This is a genomic window from Spirosoma validum (assembly GCF_014699035.1).
Classification (GTDB): Bacteria; Bacteroidota; Bacteroidia; order Cytophagales; family Spirosomataceae; genus Spirosoma; species Spirosoma validum.
Map to the genome: position 1 here is coordinate 1 of NZ_JACXAA010000029.1, position 22,119 is coordinate 22,119.

Here is a 22,119-nt window from a genome sequence, read left to right on the forward strand (position 1 = left end):
TGGTTCCCCCATCGGTGGAGATGCTCAGCCCACCAAGCGTGGCGGCATAGACCGTGCTGCCCACCGCATACACCCCCTGCACATTGTTACTACCCAGCCCTGTGGGAATAGACCGGGTGGTGGCGAAGCTGCTGCAGGCCGGGCCGTTCTGCGCCCGGGCCCTCGGCTCACCTACCCCCAGCAAGGATACCCAGCCCAAAAACAAAGAAAGCCACCACCAGCGAAATTCCCTAGTGGGTAACCCCAACAGGCCATACCGACCGACGACCGAACGCAAAAAACTGATTTTGGTAAATAAATTGTGCATATATAGATTAGGACTATTGATTGAGCTACATTCAGCGATATAAAGTGTTGGCGGGTTGATACGTCATCCCCTATGAACTAACCAGCGCAGTCGGACTGACTACCGCCTGACCTTGCCGGAGGCTGACGCTACGTTACTCGTTTGCCGGACAATGAAGGCGGGCTTTTGTCGGGTCATTGGGACGATCCAGGCGGGCCTGATAATATCCGTTCCACCAGAGCAGATAGCACAGCAGGGCCAGCAAACCACTGTAGACAATGAGTTGCCCGATAATGTCAGGGAGCCGCCCCGGAGCGGCTTTGGGGAAGTGGGGAAATTGTAACCCGCGCCTTGGGGGGCGGGTGAGCGGATAAGAGGACGGGTACGTCAAGGCTTTACCGGAAAATGAATGAGTCGGTCGCTAGCAGCCGGGCAACTCAAATCGGCTACTTTAACCAGCCTCAAAACTAGCTCTTCACCCGGTCCCCAGCGTCTCAACTTAGGCCCATAGCCGTGTCTGAGGGTACCTCAGCGTCTCAACCTGGGTACCCCAGCGTCTCAACCGCCAAAATCAGCCAAGTAATAGCCGCTCATCAGCCTGGCAGGCGAGGCCTCTGCCTTTCACTCATCGATAAACACCAAAGGCCCTGCACCCTGCTTACAGATAATCGGAGGGGAGCTTCCCAAACCGACTTTTGAACGCAGCGGAAAAGCGTTTGACCTGCCGCAAGCCCACCTCCTTCACCGAGGACACCCGCCGATTTTCCAGCAGGTGGCGGGCCTGTTGCAGCCGGGCCTCGGTGATGTACTGAGCCGGGGTCAGGCCCGTCAGCCGTCTGACCTCCCGGAACAGCGTGCTGCGGCTTACCGACATGGCAGCCGCCAGTTGATCGGCCGTCAGCTCAAACTGGCTCAACTGGGCCTGCGCCTGGCCTTCCAGCCGTTTCAGCCAGTCCATATCCCCGCTCGACAGGAGGGGCACCGGTTTCATCGCTTCAGTAGCAGCCCCATCGCTACTTGTCGGCGGCTGGCGATGCTGTACATTAGTGAGCAGGTTCAGCACACGGGCCATCAGCTCGTCTTCATCGAAGGGTTTGAGCAGGTAGTCATCCACCCCCAGCCGCAGGGCCTGAAGTTTATCGGCCTCATCGGCCCGGGCCGTCAGCATCACCACCGGAATGTGTCGGTACGTATCGCTTTGTTTGAGCGTTTCCAGCAGTTGAAAGCCATCCAGCAGGGGCATCATCAGGTCGGAGATGATCAGCGAGGGCAGCGTTGATAACGTAGCAAGCCGATTGAGGGCTTCCTGTCCATTCGGCGTTGCCAAAACCGTAAAATTGGGCTGAAGAATGGCCGTCAGATAGTGCCGCAGGCTGCTATCGTCTTCCACCAGCAATAGCGTCGTCTTCTGACGATTGGGGTGAACCGGCAGGGGTATGAGGGGTCCTGTATCGTTCAGGCCGGCTGCTTCCGTTTCGGTATCAGGAATCAGCGTAACGATTCCGGGTTCGACTCTACGCCCGGGAATTTCCAGAAAGAACGTAGTGCCCTGCTGCCACTCGCTTTCCACCCGCAACGTCCCCCCCAGCAGGGTGGCCAATTCGGCCGACAGCGCCAGCCCGATGCCCGTGCCCCCCTCGCTGGGTGCACCCGGCTGGCGGCTCTGAACGTACCGATCGAATACGTACGGCAGGTCATCGGGGTAAATCCCCCGTCCCGTGTCCCGCACGGCCAGCTGAATGCGGCCAGCCCGATCCGTTACAGTCACGATAATCGATCCCCCGGATGGGGTAAATTTGAGGGCATTGATCAGCAAATTGTCGAGTATTTTCTGAAACTTGTTCCCATCCAGATCCAGGATGAGCGTCGGGTCTGCTTTATACACCAACTGAAGGTAAATCTCCGACTGACGCGCCAATACCTCGAAGTTGGCCACGATTCGCTCGACGAGCCCACGAAGCAGGACCGGTTCATGGGCTACCTCCAGCTTACCGGCGTCCAGTTTGGTCAGGTCCATGATTTCGTTAACCAGGTCGAGCAGTCGGCGGGCGTTTTGGTGCGCTGTTCGGAGGAGTTCGCCACTACGTTCGTCGGCCGGCGGTTGCTTCAGCAGGCTGCCCAGGGGCCCCAGGATCAGGGTCAGCGGTGTGCGCAGCTCGTGGGAGACGTTGGCAAAAAAGGTCGTTTTGAGTGTATCCATGGCCAGAATCGCTTCGCGTTGCGCCTGTTCGACGCTCAGCCTGGCGGCCGTTCGGATGCCCTCCCGGGTGGTATGCCAGAGGATGAGCACCACAAAGAGGGGTTCACACGCAAAACTAATGAACATGACCTGGGTAATGGCCTCCTCGCTGACCGAGCCGGGAAAGAAGCCCGCATTACGTCCGTAGTAGTAGGTATACACGGGTAAGGCGATGAGCATGGCCGGAATGTTCCACAGGACGGGCTGCTGTTTTCTCAGCAGCAGGAACCAGAACAAAAGAAGCGTAAAGCCGTACATGATGGCTAAGACAGTGATGAAGGCCCAGGTGAGGTAGGCGTGCCGCACCACCAAACTTAACCCGGCGTACAATACCCCCAGGGCGCCAAATCCCCGGTAGAGCCAAACCAGCCGGGGGCGGAGTTGAGCCAGCCGGAAGGCAACCGTGATGTAGTAGGCGACCGCGGGCATCACCAAGCCAACAGCCATATAATGACTGGTATTGGCCCAATACGGGGAATGGGGAAAGTAGATACCCGGGTAACCGGCCCCAAAGAGCACACTCAAACAAACCACCAGGGACGAGAGGGCATAGGCCCGCAGCACCCCGTAGGGATGCATAAACAGCAGGAGCATCAGCTCGAACAGGGCCAGCATCGTCGCCAGCGTAAACATAACGTACCGGTCAACATCGGGCAGACGCACCGTATCAAAGGTGGCCCGATCCCAGGCCCGCCAGGCATAGTTGTGGTGCTGGGTGGAGACAATGCGGGCGTAGAGGGTCTGGGGGGCGGTTGCTGGCAGGGTTACATACAGGGTGGGATAGCGGGTCCTGGGCGTCCGCCGGGCATAGGGAATCCCATCGCCGGCGAATTGGGTGTGCCATCCCCTAAGCGAGTCGGGCTGGTAGAGGCTTAGGCTATCAACGTAGAAATTGGTCAGTTCCAGGGCGTAGGTGCGCGGGGCTGGGGTGGGTTGTTGCAGGGTCAATCGGCACCAGACCGGATGGGGCGTGAAGCCCAGCACCAGGGTTGGCTCAACCATCGGCTGCCAGCGAAGGGGGCGGTGGGTCACTTGCTCGATAGTGAGCCGGTCGGTGGAATCGACCATATACTCGCCGATTAACAGGCGGGGTTGTTGGGCCGCCACAGCGGGCAGTTGGTTGATGGTCGTCTGAGCCCGGGCTTCTGGCACCAGGAAAGGCCATAGACCAAGCACCAATAAATACAGAAACGTCCGGGGCATCTCGTCAGCTAAGTGGTCATGGGGTATGCGGTATCGATTGAGGTGGTTTTCATTTATGGGGCGCTCTCTTGTTGCCCATCCGGCGGGCGAAACAAACCAGCCCTCCAAGGGTGCCCATCAGTTCAAATGCACCGGTACTTTATCTCAAAGATACCTTAAATTGTCTAACCGCACCCGGTTAATTCGCTCATTTGACACCTGTAAGGCAATGCCTGGCCAAAGCCGATCAACGCATGTCCACAGTTTATGCGGCCCCATTTTATAGCGCATTGTCCATAAAGTCGTTATGTGGTGGTACTCGTATCGCTTCTGACGTCGGATAGATCCAGTTCTATACTAATGTGTCAGTAAACGCCCATTTCACGAAGCAGGTAGATAATGGTAGCTTACCTAAAGCTAAAACCGTTACAATAGCTTCTCGTTGGCCAGCAATCACCTAAAAAAGTAAAGTCAGCCCCCCTTTGTTTTTCAATACGTCCCCCTTCTTAGGTACTTGTGGCTTGGTTAAGCGGGCAATCTCCTGAGTAAGAAAGTGGGTGAGCTGACCGTACATAAAATCTGACATCGGCTTGGTCACTTCCTGCCGACGCGACTCTTCTAGGGCAGCTATATAAGCTGTCCGATCCTGGGCATACACTAGGCTCAAGGGCAAGCCATGATACTGCTGAACATAATTCATCAGCAGCCGAGAGGTGCGCCCGTTGCCATCGCCAAAGGGATGAATACTGACTAATTGAAAGTGTACCTGAAAGGAAAGGTCATAGACCTGCCGGACTGTTTTGGCTGCGGGCAACAGCGTGTTCATCTCTTTGAGCAACGTGTCCACGGCTGCCGGGACCTTCTTAGCATCCATAAACATGCGGCTACCGGCCATGGCGCTAACCGTGCGGAATTGTCCCCGACTCGAATCGAAGGTACCCAACAGGGTGTTGGTCGGTCCACCCGTCTGGCGCATGACCGCTGCGGCAATGGCCTGTAGCCGATCCCGGTTCAGGGGCTCATGTTGGGTGGCCCAGTCGAGGACCAGTTGTTGAGCGGTCTGATGATCAACGACCATCAAGTGGTGTTCCAGTGGCTTGCCCCCCGCCGTAAGCCCTTTTTCTAACAAGGTCTGGGTCTCCAGCAGTGTTAGAGTCGAGCCTTCGATAGCAGTCGAATGATGGGTGTGCACCATTTGGTTATACAGCTCAAAGTTAATCACGCCGGTGATGAGCGCTTGGTATTGCTTGATCAGTTCGGGCAACGTTGGAGCGGTAGAGGATGTGATTTGAGCCATGGTGAGCGGTCAGGCGATTGAGCAAGGAGAGTTATTCAAAGATACGAAAGATGCTGGCTCGGGCGCGAACGGCCTCTAAAACTAGGCTTTTGTGAGATTGTGCCATGCATCAGTATCGGGTAAGCCATCAACTTAGGCTGTCCTCCAAATCCGGTGGCTTACCCTATTAACCATCTCGCTTTACTGCTGGAAATAATCCACCTTATCGGCGTCTATGTTGTTAGTCATGTTGATTTCTCCACCACCCAATACCGTCGCACTGCAGTTGACTACGCCTGTAGTGCTGCCCGCAACCAGTTGCCCCGTTAAGCCAACGCTGAGCTTGTTGCCCCCGGCAATCGACTCATTGGTGGTGAGGATGTAGTAGGATGCATCGCTGCTCAAACTCCAGCTCCCATTCTTCACATTGCGACCCTCCACGCTGGTTAAGGCCCCATTCAGACTCAGGCTCATTTTGGCATCTTTGGTAATTTTGACCGTAATGGGGCCACTGCTGGCTACCCCGTTGGTTTCGATCACATCCACCACTACCGAGATGGGGCCCGTACCATAGACCAGCGTCGGCCGGGCATAGAGTAGCAGGGTCAGGTCAGCCACCGGCACATTTAGTAACACCGATACACTGGCATCGTTGCCATTAGCGGTAATAATGTCAGGCTTGCCATCGCTATTGACATCCTTGATCACTACGTATTGAGGAGAATTACCCACGGCGAAGGTGGTAGCGGTCTCGAAATTACCCGTTCCCATCCCTAAGAGCACCGACACGGTATTCCCGAAAAAATTACTGGCAATGATGTCGAGTTTACCGTCGCTGTTCATATCCCCCAGCGCTACCGAAGCGGGGAAACTGCCCACCGCGAAGTTGGTAGCAGTTCCAAAGCTGCCCGCACCCTTGCCTAGCAACACGGATATATTGTTATCATTCTGATTGGAGACAATGATGTCAACTTTACCATCGCTGTTCACATCGCCTAGCGCGACCGACGTGGGGGTAACGCCAACGGCAAAAATGGTAGCGGCCCCAAAACTGCCGGTCCCTGTACCTAACAATACCGATACAATATTGCCGAAGCAAGTGGTGATAATATCGGGTTTGCCATCGCTATTGACATCCTCTACCTTTATTGAGGTAGTGAACATGTTTGGATTGCCGGTCACAGCGAAATTGGTGGCGGGTCCAAAACTGCCGTTCCCTGTACTTAACAATACCGACACCGTGGGGCTACCCACATTAGCGGTGATGATGTCAGGCTTGCCATCTCTGTTGACATCCGCCACCGCTATCGTGTAGGGACGTTCACTCACGGCGAAGTTAATAGCAGCCCCGAAATTTCCGGTACCTGTGCCTATCAGTACGGAGACATTATTACTACTACTATTAGCGGTGATCATGTCGGGCTTACCATCCAAGTTGACATCCGCCACCGCTACCGAACGAGGGTAATTGGCTACCGAATAGTTCGCGGGGGAGCCAAATCGGCCCGCACTCGTTCCCAGCAGTACCGACACATTATTGCTGCCCTGATTGGCAGTAATGATGTCGGGTTTACCATCCAAATTGATATCCGCCACCGCTACCGAAGTAGGGCCAACGCTTACCGGAAATGTAGTCTGACTAAAATTCACTTCGTGGGGAACCACCTGCTGATTGAGCAGCACCGAGACATTGCTACTGCCCTGATTGGCCGCCATGATGTCGGGCTTACCATCCAAGTTGACATCCGCCACCGCCACCGAACTAGGGTTATTACCTACTGGAAAGGTAGTCTGAGCCCCAAAACTGCCCGTTCCCGTCCCTAGCAACACGGATACTTTACTGGTGGGATAGGAACTGGCTGTGATCATATCGGCTTTCCCATCCCCGTTTATATCGCTCACTGCTACTGGGTAGACCCAATCGTCAAAGGCTATACTCGTTGGCGTTCCCAAACTGCCCGTGCCCGTGCCTAAAAGCACCGATATCGTACTAGCACTTCCGTTCGCTGTGATGACATCAAGTTTCCCATCGTCGTTGATATCCTCCACTACTAAATTAACGGGAGGAATACCTATGGCAAAATTAGTAGCAGACCCAAAACTGCCCGTCCCCGTACCCAATAGCACTGACACTGCGCTGCCCTCGAAATGAGTGGTGATGATGTCAGCTTTTCCATCAGCGTTCATATCCTTCACGACCATTGCGCCGGTGCCAGTGCCCGTAGCGAAGGAAGTGGCTACGCCGAAGCTACCCGTCCCCGTGCCTAATAGTACCGATAGATTCTTACTGGATGGATTGGTGATGATCATGTCGGGCTTCCCATCCCCGTTCACATCTCCCAGGGCTAGTGAGCGGGGGCTATTACCTACAGCGAAGGAAGTAGCGGCCCCAAAACTGCCGGTGCCGGTGCCCAACAGCACCGATACGTTACTGTTATTCGTATTGAGCGTGATGATGTCGGGCTTGCTATCCCCATTGATGTCTTCCAAGGCCAGCACGAAGGGCGCAAAACTTAAGGAATAGTTGGTGGCAACGCCAAAACTGCCGGTTCCGGTTCCTAATAGCACCGATATAGTGCTATTAGCAGGCGATATATTGTTATTGTTAGCTGTGATAAGATCAGGTTTACCGTCGCCATTCACATCTTTTATGATTACCGAGTTGGGCTGATAGCCTACCGGAAACGTAGCCTGAGGACCAAAATTTTGGCCCCGGGCGGTAGTAGAAACTAGCAAAAACAACAAGCTCAGGGTATACCAAACTATTACAGCTCGGCGGCATGCGTGTTGAAAACAAATAGAATATTTAGTTAAGGTTTGAGGGAGCCAGGAAGAAGTCGGGATCGTGACAGGTAAGGCTATTAACATTCGGAAAAGAGGGTCAAAAATCACTGACATTAAAAAGTCAATAATACTACTTTTGGTCGAAAAAATTAATTGAGTGTCAGGTTACGGCCAATAAATTAAACTTGACCTCTTATTTACGTCCTTTTGCTACATATGAAAAGAGGATAGACCCCCTCCCTAATTTTGATACCGTTTTTCTGAGGCTAGGCTAACGGTTGTGGCAAGGGCATAAGTACAGCCTGTATTTATGGAGCCTTTTATGAGAAGCGGTAACCAATTTATCATAAAAAGCCGTTAGCCCATAACGATGATGATTGAGAATCATCGTTATGGGCTAACGGCTTTTTAGTTTTTAGTCATCCAAAAGCGCAGGATGTTGCCGTCAGGATCGTTAAAGCTAGCAATAAATGCCCCTTCCCCCAGATCCATGATAGGGTGAATTAATAAAATGTTGTGTGCTGATACAAAGCCCTCAATGTCATCCACCGCAAAGGACAGGACTGTATTTACGTTCGCTGGCGTAGTCACCTTTTGTTTTAGCACCGCATAATGAATCCCGTTGTAATTACATTCCCAATGTTCAGGCGTATTACCATGCCGGTTCAACGCGAGCGGAATACCTAATACGTCCCGATAAAATGTTGCCAACCGACTTGGTTCAGGTGAGGACATAATCACCCCCGTCAATCCTTTCACTTGTACTGCATGCATAATTGTATCAGTTATGATGTTTCATCAGCAAACGTATAGCAGGAATGATTTTTTACAACACAAGTGATGTTTTATTTTTTATTTTTACATCAAAAATGATATAGATGAATAAAGCCGTTGAATTGCTCAATCTTTGGGCCAGTTATGAACAAGAAAATCCCAAAGCGGATTTAGCCCAGTTCTGCCAAACTTACTTAGCGAGTCAGGCGCCAAAAGGTAGTTTAGCTTCCTTTTGGCAATCCCCCCTTCCCCCTGACAAGGCTAGCTTGCTGATTAAATTAATTGGTCGGATTTCTAAGTTGCATACACTTCATGCCCTGGCTGCTTTTAAAGAATGCGGCCTGAACAGCTTCGATGAGTTTTTGTATCTCAGTTCGGTAGCTTATATGACCAATCCCAAAAAGACTGATGTCATCTCGGCTCATTTCAATGAGTTATCATCCGGCTTACTGATTCTTGACCGACTTAAGAAGTCGGGTCTAATCTTGGAACATGGCGATGCGTATGATAAGCGGACCAAGCGGTTAACGATCACTAGCAAAGGGCAAAGCAACTTGGAAGCCTGCTACCAGCGATTGAACCAGGTGAACCAGATGTGCTTTGGTGAATTAGCTGAAGAGCAAGTTGAGTTGGGTATTCATCTGTTGCAACCAATCGAGGCTTCCTTGGCTGGGCATTGGTTGGCGGCTAAACTGAAATAATAGACGGTAAGTTTATGGCTTTTTTCCTGGGTGATTAGCTCTATTAGTAACCAGTGCTTCTATCAACTATGATAAGTACGATCTGACCGAGCACCTCTTCAAATTCATCCCTTTATCAATTTAATTTACTTTATCACCGATTGATAAATATTCCCCTAGTCTCAATCGGGAGCGTTTAATGAAAGTAATTATAGTTGGTTGCCACCATAAATCTATTGCATGAAAGTTTGCCAATAATAGGAGCTTGCGTGCGATGGCAACCTGTCCACGACTTACTTTCTGGCTTCGCCAGGGGGAAGAATCTTAAAACCAACCTCCGTCAAAATGGGGAGTTGATCAAAGTAAGTCCGATCACTCACAATCTTATTCTCAACGACTTTGGCGGTGTATTGATACGGAAACGAGATCGCTTTGCCGGTCCGCACATCGGTATAGCTATAGGTTCCCCACAAGCCCACCCAATCCCCCTTCATGGCCCCGGAGAGGATGCGAAAACTATGAGCCGAAAACTCATTTTTCCGGTTCATCTGGTTCTTGTAGGCCATTTGCCAGTTTTTCATCGTCTGCTCAATCGTTGCCGAATCGGCCCAGCTAGAGCCATGCGCAACATAGCTGGGGCTGAGGAGAAGGCGGGCTTTGTCCTGCTCACCGGTTACGGTTATCGCCTTCACAAAGTCGCTAACCAGCTTGATGTTTCGTTGGGCGTTTTGATTGGGGATCATGGGAGCATTCTGAGCCATTGATGCTAGGCCAGATAAGCTACCAGCCAGAACCAGCAGCAGGAAAACGTAGTGTTTTTTCATGGGAAAAAGGAAGTTAGAGAAACTGATGGTATTTGTAGAAAATTAAGCAATGAATCTCTGAAGTACCAAAAGGGCAAATATAAATGTCTCTTTCTTGTTGAAACTAGTTCATTTGGGACAAAAGCTAGCAAGTTTGAGCCATTTGAGAGGGGCCAAAGACAAACAGATACGTAGGATAGCCGAAACCCCTTTCATTTCTTAAAATGCCCCATTTAAGAAGCGGATTCGTCTCAGGAGGGAGGGTATCCTGAGACGATTAGTTTTACTAACTGCTTAACTTTATCCATCATGTACAGTTTGACACAACGCTGTTTTGCTTAATACTACATCAATACTATTTCGCCTAGCCATACTGGCACTTTCAGTGGGGTTTCCAGTCGCGGTTTTGGCTCAGACAACTCCCCCTGAGATACCCCTTTGGCCAAAAGGTGCTCCTGGCTTTGAAGATCGTCGAAACGAACCTGAACAGGCGGAAGACTATTGGGTGCGTCATATCAATAATCCATCCATAACGGTTTATCTGCCACCCAAAGACAAAGCGACGGGAGCTGCCGTTGTGATTTGTCCAGGTGGGGGGCATCGGGAGCTTGTTTTCAATGCCGAAGGGCGCCAGCCAGCCCAGTACCTCAATAGCATTGGTGTAGCCGCCTTTGTGTTAAAATATCGGCTGTCCAGCGAAGTAAACTCCCCTTATTCGCTCGACAAGCACACCCGTGAGGATGCGTACCGGGCCATGCGGCTGGTTCGCAGCAAAGCGGCCGAGTTTGGAATTGACCCTAACCGGCTGGGTATGCTGGGCTTCTCAGCGGGGGGAGATGTGGTAAGCCTGGTCGCTTACACCCCTGGCAAAGGCCCTAGCGATGCCCCTGATCCCATTGATCGGCTGGATGGAAGGCCCTCCTTTCAGATGCTGATTTATCCAGGCCCGCTAGGCCTTCCCAAAAGTGTTCCCGCCGATGCACCTCCCGCCTTTTTACTGGTGGCCAACGATGATGTATGGTGCTCAGAAGTGGTGGTTCTGTTACTCCAGAAGTATCGGGCAGCCAAGGTTCGGGTAGAGGCCCATATTTATACGCAGGGCAAACACGCCTTCAATATGGGAGACCGCTCGGACTTAAAATCGATTAACACTTGGCCGCAGCGGATGGCCGACTGGCTAACGGACAATAACTTTCTTGAATCGGCTGGGAGCCCGGTTCATAAGTAACTAAACAGAAGAAGTTTCTTAGAAGCCTTTTCAGTATTCTACCCCAAAAGCTGGAAAAATATCATGTCCAGCTTTTTTCGCATTTTTAAAAAATAGGTCGGCTCAAAACAAGGCTAGCAACTAGCTCGTCGCTTGACCTTACTGATTCGGTGACCAATCCCAACCAGATACACGAACCAGCCTAGTAGAACCACACCCATCACCGCCACGACCACCCATATCTTACCATCCTGGCGTAATAATTCCGTTAACTGATCCATAAGGAGTTAATTATAAGTCTGGCGTATTTTGTAAATCGGATGATTGCTTGGTCGATGCCGCTTTTAGGTCATCCTGCTCATCTAACAGCGTTTCCAACCGGCGTAATCTGACCCGAAGCTGAGTAATCCAAAAACCCAGTAAAGTGAAGCCTACAAAAGCAGGCCTGATAATTCGTTTTATTGAGCTGTCAGCATCATACTGATTGAATCCGGGATTACCCCCATTACCAGGATGTAGCGAATCGGTTAAACGAGGTAGAATGAGAATGAGAGGGATAAAAACAGCAAAAGCAAAGATGTTATAGACAGCCGAAATACGGCCCCGACGCATTTCATCATCAAACGACCCTCGTAAGACAAAATAAGCAAGGTATAAAAGCATACCAACAGCTACCCCGTTGGTTTTAGGATCGTTTGGCCACAGATCCCCCCAAGCAAAATAGGCCTATACTGAGCCTGTAATACAGCCTAACACCCCGAATAACAGGGCCGTGTCCGCCAACTCAACCGAAATAAGGTCGTCATCCAGCTTTCCCTTTCTTAAATAACGAATCGAGAAGATAGCCAATGCGAACAGCAGGACCATCATGGCGATCCAAAGAGGGGGATGGAAGAATGTATTGCGGATGGCTTCATGTAAAATGGGCAATTTTGGCACCGGGCTCATCAAACCCGCTATGAAGACATAGGCCAGAATCAGAACGGTTAAGGCTTTCCACCAATGTTTAAACATAACACAAATAGTAATTTTATAAGAGAGTGCTAAGAAAATGTTTCCTACTGCCGGAGGTGGCTTGTTGCTCTATCCTTAACTCGCATCTAACACTTTACCCGTTAAATTCTTGCAAGTTTACTATTTTGTGAAACGCCAAATTTAGGAAGTAGGTACGTGAGGCTCCTTCGTCTCATTGGGGAGCGTTTACATTGGACTTAGCTTTGCTTCGATATGCTGGATCAAGGTGTTTTCAAGCTCTGGCTCCTTTTGGTAAAACTGCTCATCAAGCTGCTCCAGCAATTCATCATATTTCCCTGCCGGCCACGTATCGATCACCTGATTCCGTTCTTCAATATCGGTTGAAGGCTGCCCACCGGGAAATAGTCCATTGATGCGGATGAGTAGGCCAGCCAATTCCGAAAAACCCAGCCACTGGAGATCCTCGATGGTTTCCTGATTATAATCAGCCCCTGAATTATAGTAGTGACTGATCAGGCCTCCATTATCCACCTGACCGAGTAGGGATTGACTATTGAACCACACTCGCTCGTCTCTGGTCAGCGACCCGTAATCGGCAAAAGCCTTGTTGACAAGGCTTTCCCATTGAGCTTGAAAATCCATTAAAGACTTTTTGTTCATCCCTAAAATTAGGATGTCTGACCCAATAATAGCTACTCGCCGAACGCCATCTTACCGAAAGACATATGAAAGATGTTGCGTCTCTGGGAGGAGCATTTTTTGAGAATGTAATTTTAACATCTGTCAAACTCAACCAGTAACATACGGCCCGTTAAAAAGAGCGGAAATTTCAATCCTATTCAATAATTCATGCAGAAACGCAGCATCCTCAAATGAAGGAGCAGTCCTGGTGTTATTTCTAATATCTGCTGCCAGTCGTTTGTAAATCTGGGCTACATTGCCGATAACCGGATTTCCAGTTAAACCTTGGTACATTTCAGCAGGCACAGTTAAAGGTTTTAATTCAGTTTCGTCATCCCTCGCCCCATGAATGGTTAACGGAGCCTGCTGGCCATGCCCCAGTGGAGCGGTTACCTGGATATCCCCTTTGCTTCCATTAATCTCCCATAAAAAGTTGGTGGCCCTGGAAATCCCACCTCTATAATGAACGGTGACGGCAGCACCGCTTTGCAAGGTTCCTATCACCATAATCTGGTCTTCGCTAGTTTTGGGTTTTATTGCCCCTGTGTCTTTTATGTTCACATTTTTAAAATTGCTGCTCATGCGTGCAGTAAGCTGATTGAATCCGCCTAAAACTTTGGTTAGACCCGCCAGGGTGTGCCCCAGTGGAATCGTTAGCATAGTAGCGCCATTTTCTTTTTCATACAGATAATAATTAGTAATGACGGTTTCGTCGCCCCAACTGCCGCCGGAGCCGATGAGCGTAGTAGACAAAACTTTGCCTACATAGCCCTCATTTATAAGCTGTGCTAAATAAAGTAGCTCTGGTGCAACGACCATCTGAGTACCTACTACCGCAATTACATTTTTACTTTTGGCCAAAGCGGCTAATGTTTTGGTTTCTTCTAACCCGTTTCCAAGCGGATGTTCGCAGTAAACGTGTTTTCCAGCTTCGAGCGCAGCTTTTACCAATTCAAAATGATAAGCAACTTTCACCGTGATCACCACCAGGTCAATGTCATTGGATTCTACCAGCATCTGCGCATTTTCAAAGGCGTTGGGAATTTGGAATGCTACGGCAGCTTTCTTTGCGCTTTCATGAGTGGAATTGGCTACGCCAATAATGTCAAATTTATTCGAGAGCAGTTTTAAAGACGGGATATGTGATACGGATGCCCACTGACTATCTGGATTAAGGCCTATTAAGCCTACTTTTATTTTATCAGATTCCATGTATGTGTTTTTCAAATGCGTTGCAATACTATACAGGCCACAATATTTTTACGTAGTAGGTATCCCAATGTATGATACATACAATTTTGTAAGTATGACAAAGCTTAAGGCAAGCTCGACCAATAGCATTAACCGTAATTTTCTCTCAGATTGTAATTTGACCTATGCTGTTCAACTGATCGGCGGTAGATGGAAATTACTTATACTAATGCGCTTGGGAAACGAGAAAAGGCGATTTGGAGAGCTGAAAAAAGTTATTCCAAACATTACAGAACGAATGCTGACGCTTCAGCTTCGTGAACTTGAACGGGACGGGGTAATCACAAGGACTGTTTACCCGGAAGTGCCACCGCGAGTTGAATATGAATTGACAGAAATTGGCCAGGAACTAATACCGGCTTGCCTGCTACTTGATGGATGGGGAGAAAAGCACAAGCATATACAGTTTGGAAAGCAGTCCACTTTACTGTAAGTATGCCAATGATAATAGTTGTCAACTATTATCATTGGCATACTAGTACACGCCCCATTACTGAAGGCGAAACACGAACGCTCATTCGTCTCAGGTAGGAGGGTTTTTATGGGACGATTATTTTTTACTAACTGTCAATACCAGTTAGTAGCGTACGGCTTTATCCGTTGCCTGATTTTGGTACAGTCTTCATCTGAATGAAGTCAACTAGAAAGGAGAAGGCCATGGCAAAGTAGATATAGCCTTTAGGTATCTCGACATGCAGCCCTTCGGCCACTAACGACATCCCAATAATCAGTAAAAAGCAAAGGGCCAAAATTTTGAACGATGGGTGCCGGGTAATGAACTCGCTGATGGGTTTGGCCGCCACCAGCATGATTCCAACCGACACGACAACTGCGGTGTACATTACCCAAAGCTGATCGATCATGCCCACAGCTGTAATGATAGAATCAAGGGAGAAAACCAGATCCAGTAGTAGTACCTGTAGTAGTAAATCGCGAAATGACGCCTTCCTGGTATCGGGTGTGTTGGCACTATTGCCCACTTCGGCATTGTGATAAATCTCGGCGGTGCTTTTGTAGATTAGAAACAGGCCGCCAGCCAGCAGAATAAGCCCTTTCCCGTTCATATTGATGGATGCCACCGTAAACAGGGTATTGTTCAGTTGCATAATCCAGGCGATCAGGGTCAGCAAGCCGAGCCGCATGAGCATCGCCAGGCCAAGCCCCCAGTAGCGAAACCGGGCCTGCTGCCCAGCGGGTAATTTGCCGGCCAGAATCGAGATGAAAATAATGTTATCAATCCCCAGAATGGTTTCCAGCACTATCAGGGTCAATAAGGAAATTAACTGGTTGATTATGTTCATGTTATGTAGTCAAGCAGGTTTGACCCAGATTGTTCTGTGACAACGAACTGAACAAGGCAGCGGCCCAACTGAAGGCGGGTAATTTACCCGCTCAGGTGCGTTGCAGTTCCCACCAAAACTGACGAATGAAGACCCGTTCTTTCCGTGAAATCCCGTCGTGGGCCCGCGCTACGCGCAGCAGAAGACTGACGAACCGTTTTTTGGTATCCTTCGTGAGCTCGATTCGCTTGTCGGTTATCCGACACAGGCCAAAGGCAAGCGCTTCGTCGGCGGGTTCGCCCACATTGTCCCGCAGAAACAGGGCGCAAATCGCTAAATCATTATAGGGCGATTCGGCCAGCAGGTCACGAGCCACCTTCGTTTCCAGTTGGTGGAGTTGGCCGTCGAGTTTACAGAGAGCATAGACGATACTGCCTAAACCCATGGCTACATCAGGGGAATACATAATCGGTCGAGTTAAGTGGTTGGCTACTAGTCCGGATTCATCTTAGGTGGGTGTTGTGCAGTGGGTTTATTAAGTTCAGGCGTAGGCCTGAGCCGTTAAGTGATGGAATACGTCGATACGGGCCGCAAACTGGAAGTTTGCTCAGTCTATCCTAAAGAGGTCGACGCTTCGCAAAACCAGATTTCCATTTTCGCATCCTTAGCCACTGCATTACTGTGCTGTAGTTGTGACACCCGAACCAGCCTGCCTACCCCGTTTGGTTCGGTGAACGTTCGAATCAACCAGCTCATCGACCAGCCCGAATCAGCCGGTGACTTTCCCCGCTAAGTGAGCCGGACATTCGCCTTTTACCTGAAGTTTATCTCAATAACCGCTACAATAAGCCTGAATACCCTACTATTTAGCGTGCTGCTAGTTTATTTACAAATAGCCATTAGCGCATTAAGTTAGACCACTACCCCCCACCGTTAGCTTTTGCAACATCTCGTCAGTAACGGCATCGCTGGAGATGCCATAACCGTTTACGAGCAACCCTTTCAGGCCATAGCGTTCCGAAGAGATGGCGTACAGAATGGCCAGATCCGACGGGTCGCTGGGGCCTTCAAATCGATAGAAGCTGTCTACCGTGAACTCATCCGCAAATACTTTATACTGACCGTTGCGGCATTCAAGGCATTGTTGTAGCAAATTAAAATCTTCTACGTAGCCTTGCTTGCGTAGTTCATTCATGGTTCCTGAAAGGGTGACGTATGGGTTTTCTGCCGGGTTAAAATCTTCCATATCTGCGTACGTTTTGAGTAATCGACGGATCAACTTGTTCAACGGATTTTCAGGCGTTTAAAAGCTGTTTTGAGTAAAAATTGGCTGTCCTATAACAAAGCAGTAACTCCTTAATCGGACGGGCACTGTACTATAGTCTAAATTGTAAAGGCAGCCTTATTCCGGTCGCTCTCCAGTAGAAGTTAATCCCCGGCTTTCATGATGACAACGAGCGATGACGTACTTATAAACGGATAAAAGTTTGGTTTGATGAGCTTAATTAAACGATCCGCAAGTTCGCTGCCGGTATCCATCCGGATGATTTATATAAACCATTATTTGATATCGGCTATGGGGGTTACCAGAAACTAACTTGGAAGCGCATAGACTTGTTGTGGCGTTGATTAGGGGGGAGTTGGCGCTGGCTTCAGGCTGTTCGCCAGGAAAGGTGCCGTGCGACTCGCCTTATTCTCGGCGATCTCGGCAGGTGTTCCGGCCGCAACGATCGTGCCCCCGTGATTCCCGGCTCCGGGCCCCACATCAATGACCCAATCGCACTGGGCGACCGTGCGCATATCATGCTCGACAACGATAACGGTATTACCGGCATCAACCAGGCGGTTCAGCTGAACAAGAAGACGGTCGACATCGCGCGGATGCAAGCCGGTGGTCGGCTCGTCCAACACGTAGAGGGTGGTACCGCGTTGCGTACGTTGCAGTTCGGTGGCGAGCTTGATGCGCTGGGCCTCACCACCGGAAAGTTCGGTCGCGCTTTGTCCCAGCTTGAGATAACCAAGACCAATATCCCTCAAGGTGTCGAGGGATCGCAACACCAACGCTTCCTGGGCAAAAAACAGGCAGGCTTCGTCAACCGTCATGCCCAGCACATCCGCAATGGATTTGCCATTCCAGGTAATCGCCAGCGTCTTTTCGTTATAGCGGGTGCCATGACAGGTCGGACAGGGGGCATAAACGCTCGGCATGAACAGCAGCTCGATGCTGACCTGGCCTTCTCCCTCACAGGTTGGGCACCGCCCTTTGGCGATGTTGAAGGAAAAGCGGCCAGCATCGAAGTGTCTCCGACGTGCCTCCGGTGTGGCGGCAAAGAGTTTTCTGACCTGATCAAAAAGCCCGGTATAGGTTGCCAGGTTAGAGCGTGGTGTTCTTCCGATTGGTTTTTGATCCACCTCAACAAGTCGCTGTATGGCATCGACATCGCCCCCCAATCGACCGATGGTTTTTTCGGCCGGGGCCTCCTCCAGCGCATCTTCCTCGGCCTCTTCCCGTCTCATGCCCAGGTGCGCTGCCACCAGATCCAGCAGCGACTGGCTCACCAGACTGGATTTGCCGGACCCCGAGACACCGGTCACGGCGGTAAAGCAACCCAGCGGAAACGAAACATGAACGCCCTTGAGATTATTTCGTCGAACTCCTTCCAGGCCCAGCCAGCCTGTAGGGGGACGGTTGGGGGAGGCCAGCCGGGCTGTTTCCTCAAACAGGTAGGGTCTGGTACGGGACTCGCTGACCTGCCTAAGGCCTTGTGGTTCGCCACTGTAGAGAATGCGTCCGCCCGCACTGCCCGCTTCAGGGCCAACATCAACCAGCCAATCGGCACGGCGCATCATCTCAACATCGTGTTCGACCACGAAAAGCGAGTTGCCCGACGCTTTGAGCCTGTCCAGTGCGTCGAAGAGCGCATGGCCATCGGCCGGGTGCAGCCCGGCCGTCGGCTCGTCCAGCACATAGATGACCCCAAAAAGCTGGGAGGAGAGCTGAGTGGCCAGCCGCAGCCGCTGCAACTCACCGGATGAGCAGGTGGGCGTGCTGCGGTCAAGCGACAGGTAACCAAGGCCAAGCTCGATGAGCGTGGTCAGGCGATCCAGCAGATCACCGCACAGGCGCTCGGCAGCGATACGCTTTTCAGGCGAGAGATCATCCGTACGGCGCACATCAAAAGCGCCCTTGTGCGCCGAGCCACCTGCCTGCTGGCGCTTATCCAGCGCAGCTTTTGCCGCCTGACGACTCACCAGCGACGTTGACGGATTTATGTCGGAGGCAAACTCGCCATTTGCTGCCGGCCGGATAACGTTTGCCAGTTGGGCCAGGGAGAGGTGCGAGAGATCGCCGATGTCGTAGCCGGCGAAGGTAACCGAAAGTGCCTCGGGCTTTAAGCGTTTGCCCTTGCATACCGGGCAGGGGCTACTGATCATAAACTGCAACACGCGTTTGCGCATGGCTGCGCTTTCCGTATTGGCAAGCGTGTGCTCCAGATTTCGCCGGGCGCTGCTGAAGGTTCCCTGATAGCTCGGTTCCATCTTTAGTCGCTGAGCCTGACGCGTTTCGGCTGGGGTGAGGCCTGCATAGACGGGAACCGTCGGCTGCTCGTCCGTAAAGAGAATCCACTGTCGATCGGTTTTGGGTAGGTCTTTCCAGGGTAGGTCGATGTCATAGCCCAGTGAGACTAGAATGTCGCGCAGGTTCTGACCACCCCAGGCCGTGGGCCAGGCGGCAATGGCCCGCTGGCGGATGGTCAGCGACGGATCTGGAACCATCGACTCTTCCGTCATGGTGTGCACCCGGCCCATACCCTGGCAGCGGGGACAAGCCCCTTGCGGGGTGTTGAAGGAAAAATCCTCTGCATAGAGCATCGTCTGGCGGGGGGGGTATGTACCCACGCGCGAGTAGAGTATGCGCACCAGGCTCGAGAGTGTCGTCAGACTACCTACGGTCGAGCGGGCATTGGGCGTGCCGCGTTGTTGCTGTAGGGCGACGGCGGGTGGCAGGCCGTCAATGGCATCGACATCCGGCACGCCGACCTGATCGATCAGCCGTCTGGCATACGGGGAAACCGATTCAAGATACCGTCGCTGTGCTTCGGCAAAGAGGGTGCCGAAGGCAAGGGACGACTTGCCCGAACCGGAGACACCGCTGAAAACCACCAGCTGATTTCGTGGTATTGAGACGTCGATATTTTTGAGGTTGTGCTCACGAGCTCCCCGCACGCGGACATATCCGGATGCGGCTTTATCGTCCTGGTCGTTGGCGTTTGTTCGTCGAGCCATGGGAAAAGAAGATACTTGGAGAGATTGCTATAAAATGGCAACATGTACACTTTTTCGTTAACCTCGTTAGGCAAACAAAGTTGGACTTCTGCCAATGCGCCACTGTATTGCAAGGCGTGGCTCTCTTACACAAGAAGAAAAGAGTACCATTTAAATAACAAATTCATGAGCACTCCTTCGTCTCATTTGGTACACTTTTTTAAGATTGTATACGTAATTGATCAAGTGCTGTTTACACGTTTTCAATACAAATCAGTAAGTAGGGGCGTTTTCCTGCTGCACTGGCGAACCGGTCAAAAGGACAAAGCCGGATCTTACTAAAAACGGTAAACAGCTCCATGCGTTTAGACGTGATGGCTGGTCAAGCGGATGGAAACCTGCCGTCTTGACCAGCCATCCAATCCCCTATTGTGGCGCAAAAACGACCCGCATCGTTTCTTTCTTGTTGAACAGATCGTAGCCTTTCATGCCCTCATCGAGCGACATTTTGTGTGTCAGCATGAAGCCTGAGTTAAGCTCCCCTTTTTGCAGATGCTCCAGCAACCGGGGAATGTACCGCTGCCCGTGTTGCTGCCCCATTCGGAAAGTCAGGGCTTTATTCATGGCTGCCCCCATCGGGATGCTGTCTACCAGGCCGCCATAAACGCCGATAATCGAAACGGTTCCGCCTTTCCGACAGGCCATGATGGCTTCCCGCAGCACGATCGGCCGGTCGGATTCCAGCCGGACAAACTGCTTGGTTTTGTCGTAATAATAATCCAGCCCTTCGCTGACCGCTTCCATGCCCACGCAGTCGATGCAGCGGTCGGGGCCACGCCCACCGGTCATCTCCCGCAGCGCTTCCTGAATGTCGACTTTCGAGAAATCCAGCACTTCGGCTCCGCTGATGTCTTTCGCCATCCGCAGCCGGTCAGGTTCCCGGTCGATGGCAATCACGCGGGACGCACCCAGCAGAAAAGCACTTTGAATGGCCATCTGACCAACTCCTCCGCAGCCCCAGATAGCCACTACGTTGCCCGGCTGGATGTCGGCTAAATCCGCAGCCATAAAGCCCGTCGGGAGGGCATCCGAGGCAAATACAGCGGCTTCGTCGGGCAATCCTTCGGGAATGACAAAGCAGCCCCGGTCGGCATACGGTACGCGAATGTAGTCGGCATGCGAACCGGCATAACCGCCAAACGCGTGGGAGTACCCGAAGATCCCGGCCGGCGAATCGCCATAAGCTTTTTCCGGTATCCAGGCGTGGGGATTGGAGTTGTCGCAGAGCGACCATTGCGTACTCTGGCAATATTGGCACTCGCCACAGCCCAGAATCGAGCACACCACGACGCGGTCGCCTTTTTTCAGCTTCTTTACCTCGGAGCCTATCTCGATGACTTCGCCCATAAACTCATGGCCAATGATGTCGCCTTCGCGCATAGTTGGCACGTAGCCGTTGAGCAGGTGCAGGTCGGAGCCACATACCGAGGACAGAATAACCCGCAGAATCGCATCTTTGGGGTTGATGATTGTCGGGTCGGGAACCCGCTCTGTGCGCAGGTCGCCAACACCATTATAACATAGCGCTTTCATGTTTTTCGTCTGCTTTAGCGTGTTCAGATACAGGTTTCTTACCGGATTGTTGCTCACTTTTTCGACCGGACGGCTGCCCGTCGATGGTCGTGATTTCGCCGGTTTCCAGCAATTGCTTGAACCGGCGTAGATCCTGTTTGATCATTTCCTCAAAAGCTGGGTTAAACAGTTTCATGATTGCACCGCCCAGTTGCCCGGCTGGTGGACGGTACTTGATCACCGCGTGAACTTCTGTACCCTGGCCATTGGGCGCATCGACAAAACTGACTTCGCCCGCGTTGTCAATCCGGGCATCGGCGACTGATTTCCAGACCAATCTTTCGTTTTTCACCTCCTCAAGAATCTGGGCATCCCACTCCACCGTTCCCAGCGTTTTAGCGAGGAGACCATCCGAGAGCTTCGCTACCCAATGCGACCGTTTGTTGTCAAGTTGTCGAACTTCGCTCAGATGAAACATAAACCGGGGCAGGTTCTCCAGTTGCCGCCAGTAGGCGTAGACCTCTTCGCGCGGTTTGTTGATCGTCAGGCTTTTGGCGATTTCAATCGAATCTACTGCCTTATCTTCAGCATTCGGCTCGGCCGTATTTCGCCCCAGCGCCTGGTTCATGGGGCAGTAGCCCGACGCCCCCCGGTAGACCATAAATCCGCCCAGCGTGGCCAGTAATAGCCCGCTAAACGAACCACGTCGCAAGCCGTACGTAGCTAACAGCGCTCCACCAGCCGCCGACCAGATTCGCTCCGTATCGTCAACATTAATTCGACTGGAACCGCTGACGTCCGGTTCAATCTGTCCCATGCCCAGTACACGCGACACAGGCTGCTTTTTGTTTGCCATAGTTTTA

20 protein-coding genes and 1 pseudogene are annotated in these 22,119 nt (G+C 51.5%); 4 read left to right on the forward strand and 17 right to left on the reverse strand.

Features of this window, described 5'->3' with window-relative positions; translation table 11 throughout:
- The 6 genes from IC230_RS32865 to IC230_RS32890 all read right to left on the reverse strand — a co-directional run.
- Positions 1-307, reverse strand: a 307-nt coding sequence (locus IC230_RS32865; RefSeq protein WP_191043331.1) for a hypothetical protein, incomplete at its 3' end; no start/stop codon positions are given.
- Positions 308-440: 133 nt separating this feature from the next.
- A complete protein-coding gene (locus tag IC230_RS32870; protein ID WP_191043332.1) occupies positions 441-677 on the reverse strand; it encodes a hypothetical protein in 237 nt (78 codons plus the stop codon).
- 267 nt (positions 678-944) lie between these two features.
- The gene (locus IC230_RS32875) at positions 945-3,728 is read right to left on the reverse strand and encodes a response regulator (protein WP_191043333.1); all 2,784 of its coding nucleotides are present in this window, start codon (positions 3,726-3,728) and stop codon (positions 945-947) included.
- A gap of 436 nt (positions 3,729-4,164) precedes the next feature.
- A complete protein-coding gene (locus IC230_RS32880) occupies positions 4,165-5,004 on the reverse strand; it encodes a Fic family protein (protein WP_191043334.1) in 840 nt (279 codons plus the stop codon).
- 180 nt (positions 5,005-5,184) lie between these two features.
- Positions 5,185-7,719, reverse strand: coding sequence for an FG-GAP repeat domain-containing protein (locus tag IC230_RS32885; protein ID WP_191043335.1), 2,535 nt, complete (start codon positions 7,717-7,719; stop codon positions 5,185-5,187).
- 456 nt (positions 7,720-8,175) lie between these two features.
- A complete protein-coding gene (locus tag IC230_RS32890) occupies positions 8,176-8,541 on the reverse strand; it encodes a VOC family protein (RefSeq protein ID WP_191043336.1) in 366 nt (121 codons plus the stop codon).
- 104 nt (positions 8,542-8,645) lie between these two features.
- Between IC230_RS32890 and IC230_RS32895 the strand changes: the two genes are divergently transcribed.
- On the forward strand, positions 8,646-9,242 hold the full coding sequence (locus IC230_RS32895) for a MarR family winged helix-turn-helix transcriptional regulator (protein ID WP_191043337.1): 597 nt from the start codon (positions 8,646-8,648) through the stop codon (positions 9,240-9,242).
- A 272-nt stretch (positions 9,243-9,514) separates the two neighbouring features.
- Here the strand turns inward: IC230_RS32895 and IC230_RS32900 are convergent, their stop codons facing one another.
- Complete coding sequence (locus IC230_RS32900) at positions 9,515-10,045, reverse strand: nuclear transport factor 2 family protein (RefSeq protein ID WP_191043338.1); 531 nt, start codon at positions 10,043-10,045, stop codon at positions 9,515-9,517.
- Between the two features lie 385 nt (positions 10,046-10,430).
- Here IC230_RS32900 and IC230_RS32905 point away from each other — a divergent pair, with 385 nt between their 5' ends.
- Positions 10,431-11,252, forward strand: coding sequence for an alpha/beta hydrolase (locus IC230_RS32905; RefSeq protein WP_223861013.1), 822 nt, complete (start codon positions 10,431-10,433; stop codon positions 11,250-11,252).
- 113 nt (positions 11,253-11,365) lie between these two features.
- Here the strand turns inward: IC230_RS32905 and IC230_RS32910 are convergent, their stop codons facing one another.
- From IC230_RS32910 to IC230_RS32925, 4 genes and pseudogenes are all read right to left on the reverse strand, one after another.
- Positions 11,366-11,512 carry a CcmD family protein gene (locus IC230_RS32910; protein ID WP_191043339.1) on the reverse strand — a complete coding sequence of 49 codons (147 nt, stop codon included), beginning with the start codon at positions 11,510-11,512 and terminating at the stop codon, positions 11,366-11,368.
- Between the two features lie 10 nt (positions 11,513-11,522).
- Positions 11,523-12,245: pseudogene (gene ccsA / locus IC230_RS32915) on the reverse strand (cytochrome c biogenesis protein CcsA).
- Between the two features lie 186 nt (positions 12,246-12,431).
- On the reverse strand, positions 12,432-12,848 hold the full coding sequence (locus IC230_RS32920; protein ID WP_191043340.1) for a DMP19 family protein: 417 nt from the start codon (positions 12,846-12,848) through the stop codon (positions 12,432-12,434).
- A 147-nt stretch (positions 12,849-12,995) separates the two neighbouring features.
- The gene (locus IC230_RS32925; protein ID WP_191043341.1) at positions 12,996-14,099 is read right to left on the reverse strand and encodes a Gfo/Idh/MocA family protein; all 1,104 of its coding nucleotides are present in this window, start codon (positions 14,097-14,099) and stop codon (positions 12,996-12,998) included.
- A 94-nt stretch (positions 14,100-14,193) separates the two neighbouring features.
- Here IC230_RS32925 and IC230_RS32930 point away from each other — a divergent pair, with 94 nt between their 5' ends.
- Positions 14,194-14,571: a winged helix-turn-helix transcriptional regulator gene (locus IC230_RS32930; RefSeq protein ID WP_191043342.1), complete on the forward strand. Its 378-nt coding sequence runs from the start codon at positions 14,194-14,196 to the stop codon at positions 14,569-14,571.
- Positions 14,572-14,731: 160 nt separating this feature from the next.
- Here IC230_RS32930 and IC230_RS32935 read toward each other — a convergent pair whose 3' ends face one another.
- Entirely contained in the window at positions 14,732-15,439 is a 708-nt protein-coding gene (locus tag IC230_RS32935) for a TerC family protein (RefSeq protein WP_191043343.1), read from the reverse strand.
- Between the two features lie 91 nt (positions 15,440-15,530).
- Complete coding sequence (locus tag IC230_RS32940; protein WP_191043344.1) at positions 15,531-15,884, reverse strand: TerB family tellurite resistance protein; 354 nt, start codon at positions 15,882-15,884, stop codon at positions 15,531-15,533.
- 102 nt (positions 15,885-15,986) lie between these two features.
- On the opposite strand from IC230_RS32940, the gene IC230_RS32945 reads away from it, so the two are divergent.
- Positions 15,987-16,211, forward strand: coding sequence for a GreA/GreB family elongation factor (locus IC230_RS32945; protein WP_191043345.1), 225 nt, complete (start codon positions 15,987-15,989; stop codon positions 16,209-16,211).
- Between the two features lie 114 nt (positions 16,212-16,325).
- On the opposite strand, the gene IC230_RS32950 is transcribed toward IC230_RS32945, so the two are convergent.
- The 4 genes from IC230_RS32950 to IC230_RS32965 all read right to left on the reverse strand — a co-directional run bounded on the left by IC230_RS32950 (position 16,326) and on the right by IC230_RS32965 (position 22,112).
- Positions 16,326-16,664 (reverse strand): phosphoribosylpyrophosphate synthetase, encoded by a 339-nt coding sequence (locus IC230_RS32950; RefSeq protein ID WP_190889275.1) that lies wholly within the window; start codon positions 16,662-16,664, stop codon positions 16,326-16,328.
- Between the two features lie 383 nt (positions 16,665-17,047).
- A complete protein-coding gene (locus IC230_RS32955; RefSeq protein ID WP_191043346.1) occupies positions 17,048-19,705 on the reverse strand; it encodes an excinuclease ABC subunit UvrA in 2,658 nt (885 codons plus the stop codon).
- A 405-nt stretch (positions 19,706-20,110) separates the two neighbouring features.
- Positions 20,111-21,277 (reverse strand): zinc-dependent alcohol dehydrogenase, encoded by a 1,167-nt coding sequence (locus tag IC230_RS32960; protein ID WP_191043347.1) that lies wholly within the window; start codon positions 21,275-21,277, stop codon positions 20,111-20,113.
- A complete protein-coding gene (locus IC230_RS32965) occupies positions 21,258-22,112 on the reverse strand; it encodes an SRPBCC family protein (protein WP_191043348.1) in 855 nt (284 codons plus the stop codon). Before IC230_RS32965 ends, IC230_RS32960 begins: the two co-directional genes overlap by 20 nt.
- Between the last annotated feature and the right edge of the window lie 7 nt (positions 22,113-22,119).

Bases quoted from the DNA above. Each gene is read 5' to 3' on its own strand.
- IC230_RS32895 (WP_191043337.1), top strand. From the start codon at position 8,646: ATGAATAAAGCCGTTGAATTGCTCAATCTTTGGGCCAGTTATGAACAA.
- IC230_RS32960 (WP_191043347.1), bottom strand. From the start codon at position 21,277: ATGAAAGCGCTATGTTATAATGGTGTTGGCGACCTGCGCACAGAGCGG.
- IC230_RS32930 (WP_191043342.1), top strand. From the start codon at position 14,194: ATGACAAAGCTTAAGGCAAGCTCGACCAATAGCATTAACCGTAATTTT.
- IC230_RS32935 (WP_191043343.1), bottom strand. From the start codon at position 15,439: ATGAACATAATCAACCAGTTAATTTCCTTATTGACCCTGATAGTGCTG.
- IC230_RS32920 (WP_191043340.1), bottom strand. From the start codon at position 12,848: ATGGATTTTCAAGCTCAATGGGAAAGCCTTGTCAACAAGGCTTTTGCC.
- IC230_RS32965 (WP_191043348.1), bottom strand. From the start codon at position 22,112: ATGGCAAACAAAAAGCAGCCTGTGTCGCGTGTACTGGGCATGGGACAG.
- IC230_RS32910 (WP_191043339.1), bottom strand. From the start codon at position 11,512: ATGGATCAGTTAACGGAATTATTACGCCAGGATGGTAAGATATGGGTG.
- IC230_RS32945 (WP_191043345.1), top strand. From the start codon at position 15,987: ATGGAATACGTCGATACGGGCCGCAAACTGGAAGTTTGCTCAGTCTAT.
- IC230_RS32950 (WP_190889275.1), bottom strand. From the start codon at position 16,664: ATGGAAGATTTTAACCCGGCAGAAAACCCATACGTCACCCTTTCAGGA.
- IC230_RS32875 (WP_191043333.1), bottom strand. From the start codon at position 3,728: ATGCCCCGGACGTTTCTGTATTTATTGGTGCTTGGTCTATGGCCTTTC.
- IC230_RS32880 (WP_191043334.1), bottom strand. From the start codon at position 5,004: ATGGCTCAAATCACATCCTCTACCGCTCCAACGTTGCCCGAACTGATC.
- IC230_RS32890 (WP_191043336.1), bottom strand. From the start codon at position 8,541: ATGCATGCAGTACAAGTGAAAGGATTGACGGGGGTGATTATGTCCTCA.
- IC230_RS32925 (WP_191043341.1), bottom strand. From the start codon at position 14,099: ATGGAATCTGATAAAATAAAAGTAGGCTTAATAGGCCTTAATCCAGAT.
- IC230_RS32900 (WP_191043338.1), bottom strand. From the start codon at position 10,045: ATGAAAAAACACTACGTTTTCCTGCTGCTGGTTCTGGCTGGTAGCTTA.
- IC230_RS32940 (WP_191043344.1), bottom strand. From the start codon at position 15,884: ATGTATTCCCCTGATGTAGCCATGGGTTTAGGCAGTATCGTCTATGCT.
- IC230_RS32955 (WP_191043346.1), bottom strand. From the start codon at position 19,705: ATGGCTCGACGAACAAACGCCAACGACCAGGACGATAAAGCCGCATCC.